Raw genomic sequence first — 5,277 nt, 5'->3', positions numbered from 1 at the left:
GATATATCATTATATGGTAATTAATTATAATTATAGAAATATTTAGGGGGATTTTTAATGAAATTAGGGAAATTAGCATTAGTCGGAGCATTAGCATTAGGTGGTTTCACAGGTTTAGCTGCATTAGACGCAAAGCCAACAGATGCTGCATCAAATGTACAAGCAGCATCAACAACTTGGAATGATCCAGCAAAAATTTATGATGTAAATCAATTTGCTTGGGATTTCCCAATTTATTTAGCTGATGATGTTAAACCTTCTTACAAAACAGGTGACTTCTTCCAAGTAAAAATGGGTTGGGACAATACAATGGACGGCAATCCAATGAAGATTTATCGCATTATGGATGATTATTCATTGGTTCGCTATCAAACTATGTATCCATTCCCAGCATATATCGACGGAGTCAACCAAGCTGTATGGTACGCTGATATCACATCAGCATACGAGCCAGGCAATTACATTGCTCTTGTTAAAGTTGGGGGCAACTTCTATAAGAGCCAATGGTTCACAATCAATAAGTAATTCTTTACCGTTCTAAACCAGACGGTATAAATCGCTCACCCTCATCTTAGATCCTACAGTGATGGTTTCATACATAAAATATAATTATCAAGTCGGAGGAAGGCACCTTTGGGTGTCTTTTTTAATCTCCCTAATTTCATTTTTATATCATTTCATTGAAAAGTACCAATTACAATAAATGCTTTCCTTTTTAAATAATTAACAAAGACCCTGCTATCCAAATAACAGGGCCTTAAATATAGTAAAATGATTACCTCTGCATTTTATATAGATACTGCTGCATAGTTTAGTATATTTTAATGGTATTACGCACGCATTTGTTAGGATTAATTAATACGTTTTACTCTAGCAATCCTAACATCATTAATCTCAAATTTATTACAATAATTTTGTTATATATCCTTAATATACCGATTTATTTTTCTACCCTACAAAAGGCAGTATTAAAAAATAAAAATTTTCCGCTACCTTTTTTAAGGCTATACTATTTACAAAACGACACAATTTAATTAAAGGTGGCTAAGATTATGAGGCATGAATACCGGTCATCCATCTTATTCTTAAGATGCTTTTATAATTTTATTATTTAATAACCCTAGCATAAAAATTACTTTCCCTTCTATACACATCATCTTCTTCACCAAGATATCCAGCAATTGAAAGGATAATCAGTACCATACTCATTGTCACTTGCCAAACATGTAATATATTCCATATTAAAAATTTGTAATTTATAAATGATATATTAAAAAATGAGACAGAGAGACTGTATAATAGACACTCATACATATAATTATTTGTAATATACTGCGAAATTACACTCTGGTTATCTAGTTTAAATACAATAAATGTTAACATATACATCATTGTAAACATTAGTACTAACTCAAACAAAGTATGTACAGCTAAAGAAATACGTGTTGGTTTCCTAATATATGAATTTTTCCACTTATGGAGATATAATTCCTCCATATCTTTTTCTGTCTTACTGTTAATAAATTTGGAGTTAAAATAAAAAATTTTAACTAATCTACTCGAACAACATCCGCATAAAATAGCTCGTCCAATTTCTAAAGAACGTGTTACTAATCTATATGCTAATAAAGCATATTGAGATATCATCAAGAACTCAGCAGCCATTAAAAAATGACCTTTGAATTGAATAATAATTAATAGTATACCCATTAAAGCCACGGTAAATAGTACATTAAACCAATTAGAAAATACTATAAAATAACTATTGGAAAATTTAACTAAGTCATAACAACAAACACATTTATGGTTCTTTCTACTTAAATATCTAAAATTTTCTTTACATGTACAATTCGATTCGGAAAATATTTGTTTCTCTATCTTTTCTTTATAGTAACTAGCTATTGTATGATCAAAATTAAAAAACCACTTAAATATAAATTTCATTAAAAATGCGAAATTCCATTTTTTATCCCCATTTCCCTGCGGATTGTCATTTTCATTCGTATAATTTGAGGCCTCTACCTTTTTCATTGCTTTTCTGAAGGCAAATTCATGTATACATTTTGAAAAAAACAATTGCAAAACCACACCTACAATACAAGCGAAAATGATTGTTCCTCTATCTATGTTAGATTGAATAACCCCAAGATTAATTGGTTCAAAAAATAAATACAAAATATATAGTCCTAGAATAAATATACCTATACTTTTCCATCTTCTTATTTTATTTTCCTCTTCCTTTACTTTATTCCAATATTCCTCACTCCTCTTATCGATCTCTGTTTTAAAATAAATCAACTGATAATCTTCTTTCATTGATCCCAATACAATTCCCTCTCTCAACATTAAAATATAGTTTAAATATACACTTAAGATTCCCTTTCCACAAATAACTATATAATCAAATTTAAAAATGAAACAATCTCAAACGGACATATCGCATTTTTGGTATATAATTGTTCTTATGGAGTGCATAATTTCGAAAAGATATAAATGTTTTTCCTTATAATTTGGAAAAATTTTACACAGAAAGAAGAGTGATGGAATGGAAATAAAAAACGCATTACGGAATATTTGTTGTCTATTTTTAGAATTCACGGCGATAATTGCTAGCAAGATTAATATTTATAATAAAGAACAAATAGGAATTCGTGAATTATTCATTATGCAATTTTACAATGGTATATATAGTACATTTTTTTCTGCTATTGGATCCCTTTCTGTGGCATTAGTAGCATCTTTATTTACCCAAAATTTATATAATAATTGGTTTGTACTTTTTATAATATTTATGATTTTGAATACCCTTATGCTTTTTGTGAATCTGTCGTCGAAAACTTTGAATGTTCCAATGATTCTCATGCGATTAATCTTTTCTTTAAAAAATAAATTTCATTCATTTAAACGTTTAATGTTTTACATAGTAAAATTGTATATAGCTGTATGGCTATCAATAAGTAGTCTGTATCTTATACTTTTGCACTTTTTTGTTCAATATAATGTTCCTGATGAATATTCCTATATATACGCTTTAATTTTATCTGTTGGACTATCAGTAGCTGGTGTTTATTCTTTTCCTGTAAAAAAAAGTGATAGAGATATCAATGAGCTGCTAGTCTCACCCGTATTCATTATGCTTAATATTTTTCTAGGATATAAGACATCTAAAACTAATATATTAAATAATGCAAGCCAAGGGAACACCAGTATGGCAGGATATCTATTGACTCTTTTTTTATTGCTGCTTTTGTACAAGTTATTACCTACTTAAAAAAACTTTTTGAAATGCTTCATCAATTACCTGAATATGAAAAAGAGATAAATAATTATTCTAATCAAGGGAAAGAAAGATTCGTATTTTTAAAAGAGTATTTTAAGGAGTCCTTGATATGGATCAATCAAATAATTATGGATTTTAAATCCACAAAAAATGCTAAACGTAAATTGTTACTATTGATAAGCTTTTTCTTAATTATGGCTATTGTAGCAATTTGTTTTAGTAAGATTATAGCGATTGGAATAAATTATTTAGGAGAAATAATAGTTTTATTTAAGTTAGAAAACTTAATTTTGAAAATCTTTGTGTATATAATATTATTGGGTTTCTTTCTGTTATTAATCTATAAATTGTATATTTGTATTTTTTTAGCATTAAAAAGAGATACTAATTTGAAAAGAATTGAACGATGGGAGTATTTCAGCTTAGCCCTCTTTATATTTGGAATATTAATTGTTCTTGGAACAACTATATTTTCAATAAGATCAAGTTCTAATAGTACCCTAGTTGCTGCTGGATTTATTGTAGCATCAACTATTATTTTTTCGGGAGTGGATTTGATTAAAAAGTTCTTAAACAAACACAAAGTAGCAAAAAAAGAAGAGAAACAAAAGAAAATAGAAGAAGACAAACAAGATGAGGAACAAAAGAAGTTAGAAGAACAGAAAAAGGCCGAAGAACAAAAGCAATTGGAAGAACAACGCAAACAAGAAGAGGCTCAAAGACAACAAGAAGAACAAAAGAAACAACAAGAAGCAGCTCGAGCAAAAGAACAGGAACAACAAAAAGCTGCAGCTAATACAGCACCTCAGCAACAAGCTGCACCTAAACAAGAGAAAGTTCACTTTGCAAACTGTACAGATGCAAATAATGCCGGTTACTATGATATAGCTCCAGATAGCCCAGCTTATGCCTCGCATTTAGATCGTGATGGCAATGGTGTAACTTGTGAACGAAATAAAGGACATAAAAAATCTAGTAAAAAACATTAGATTTATGGATAAGCACTCTTATGAGTGCTTTTTTGTTTCCGTTCGACATAATATGACAATATTAGAATTGATTGTTTGCTATGATAAGCTCGGAAATCTTACATTTTACATAATTAAAGAGATTATCATGAAACGAACAACTGAATTTGTATTAGGTCTTATTGGTGGTATTTTTGGTCTTATTTGCGCGTTTATAGCTTTAATGATCGGTGGATTAATGGGTATCTTCCGTAAAGGTAAAGCTACTGTATCTGCTTAAAATAGGCACTCAAAAGAGTGCTTTTATTTTTTTATTAAATTATCTAATACATCTAAGATTTACAGGAGGAATAGCTTTGACACTATTTAAAAGATTTTTAATTGTCGTCTTAATGTTGACGATAATGTATGCTGCAATTTTGATGGTTACATATGGTGCGCTTTATGAAACAATTGGAGAATTCCCAAGCCTCACATCTAGAACGATTTTCCATACCATGTTTATGACGTTCACTTACACTATAATTATCGGGATTTATTATTTAATTAAAGGATTTATTAAACTACTTATTAAAAAAACAAGCAAAAGATCATTTCGTTTTTTCAGGATTACTAATGTTAATGGCAATTATTATAGTAGGTATATCACCAGAAAAAGAACCTATGAACCGACTAAACTTTAATGAACAAATCGTTGAAGAAAATGAGGTACTTCACAAAAACATAAAAACATTAGAAACAGAAAATAAAGCTCTTGATGATCAAGTGAAAAAGTTAGAAGAAGAGTTAACAAAGCAAAACAGGTCTAAAACAGAGGGATCTCCTGCATCTCAAGTTATAACACACGAGAACTCTAATAAATCTGTTCCGCCATCTACAAATGAGCCAAAAACTAACACAGCCGACTACGATAAAAACGGTAATTATAAACCAGTGGACCAGATGACACCTGAAGAAATTAGAAAAGAAGCTGAAGGAATGCTAAAAGAAGCATTAGAAAGAGATGGAGTAAAATAACAAAATATAGAT

5 protein-coding genes and 1 pseudogene are annotated in these 5,277 nt (G+C 29.5%); 5 read left to right on the top strand and 1 reads right to left on the bottom strand.

The features are described 5' to 3' along the window. Positions 1 to 57 precede the first annotated feature (57 nt). On the top strand, positions 58 to 525 hold the full coding sequence (locus HMPREF1014_RS27170) for a DUF5065 family protein (protein ID WP_000765900.1): 468 nt from the start codon (positions 58 to 60) through the stop codon (positions 523 to 525). A gap of 582 nt (positions 526 to 1,107) precedes the next feature. Here the strand turns inward: HMPREF1014_RS27170 and HMPREF1014_RS27165 are convergent. Continuing rightward, the gene (locus tag HMPREF1014_RS27165; protein WP_218920802.1) at positions 1,108 to 2,316 is read right to left on the bottom strand and encodes a hypothetical protein; all 1,209 of its coding nucleotides are present in this window, start codon (positions 2,314 to 2,316) and stop codon (positions 1,108 to 1,110) included. A gap of 229 nt (positions 2,317 to 2,545) precedes the next feature. Here HMPREF1014_RS27165 and HMPREF1014_RS32345 point away from each other — a divergent pair, with 229 nt between their 5' ends. From HMPREF1014_RS32345 to HMPREF1014_RS32705, 4 genes and pseudogenes are all read left to right on the top strand, one after another. Then, a complete protein-coding gene (locus HMPREF1014_RS32345; RefSeq protein WP_000403594.1) occupies positions 2,546 to 3,271 on the top strand; it encodes a hypothetical protein in 726 nt (241 codons plus the stop codon). Positions 3,272 to 3,870: 599 nt separating this feature from the next. Continuing rightward, positions 3,871 to 4,269 (top strand): annotated as a pseudogene (locus HMPREF1014_RS31775) (excalibur calcium-binding domain-containing protein); the annotation flags it as partial. A 127-nt stretch (positions 4,270 to 4,396) separates the two neighbouring features. Continuing rightward, positions 4,397 to 4,528, top strand: coding sequence for a hypothetical protein (locus HMPREF1014_RS32340; protein WP_000831861.1), 132 nt, complete (start codon positions 4,397 to 4,399; stop codon positions 4,526 to 4,528). A 335-nt stretch (positions 4,529 to 4,863) separates the two neighbouring features. Further along, positions 4,864 to 5,265, top strand: a complete 402-nt coding sequence (locus tag HMPREF1014_RS32705) for a hypothetical protein (RefSeq protein WP_009327663.1) — start codon at positions 4,864 to 4,866, stop codon at positions 5,263 to 5,265. Positions 5,266 to 5,277: the final 12 nt, after the last annotated feature.

Source organism: Bacillus sp. 7_6_55CFAA_CT2 (genome assembly GCF_000238655.1).
Lineage (GTDB): Bacteria > Bacillota > Bacilli > Bacillales > Bacillaceae_G > Bacillus_A > Bacillus_A cereus.
Note: the sequence above shows the minus strand (reverse complement) of the source record. Positions and strands in the feature narration are given on the sequence as shown.

Excerpts from the sequence above, each read along its gene's own strand:
- HMPREF1014_RS27170 (WP_000765900.1), top strand. The coding sequence starts at position 58 with ATGAAATTAGGGAAATTAGCATTAGTCGGAGCATTAGCATTAGGTGGT.
- HMPREF1014_RS27165 (WP_218920802.1), bottom strand. The coding sequence starts at position 2,316 with ATGAAAGAAGATTATCAGTTGATTTATTTTAAAACAGAGATCGATAAG.
- HMPREF1014_RS32345 (WP_000403594.1), top strand. The coding sequence starts at position 2,546 with ATGGAAATAAAAAACGCATTACGGAATATTTGTTGTCTATTTTTAGAA.
- HMPREF1014_RS32340 (WP_000831861.1), top strand. The coding sequence starts at position 4,397 with ATGAAACGAACAACTGAATTTGTATTAGGTCTTATTGGTGGTATTTTT.
- HMPREF1014_RS32705 (WP_009327663.1), top strand. The coding sequence starts at position 4,864 with ATGTTAATGGCAATTATTATAGTAGGTATATCACCAGAAAAAGAACCT.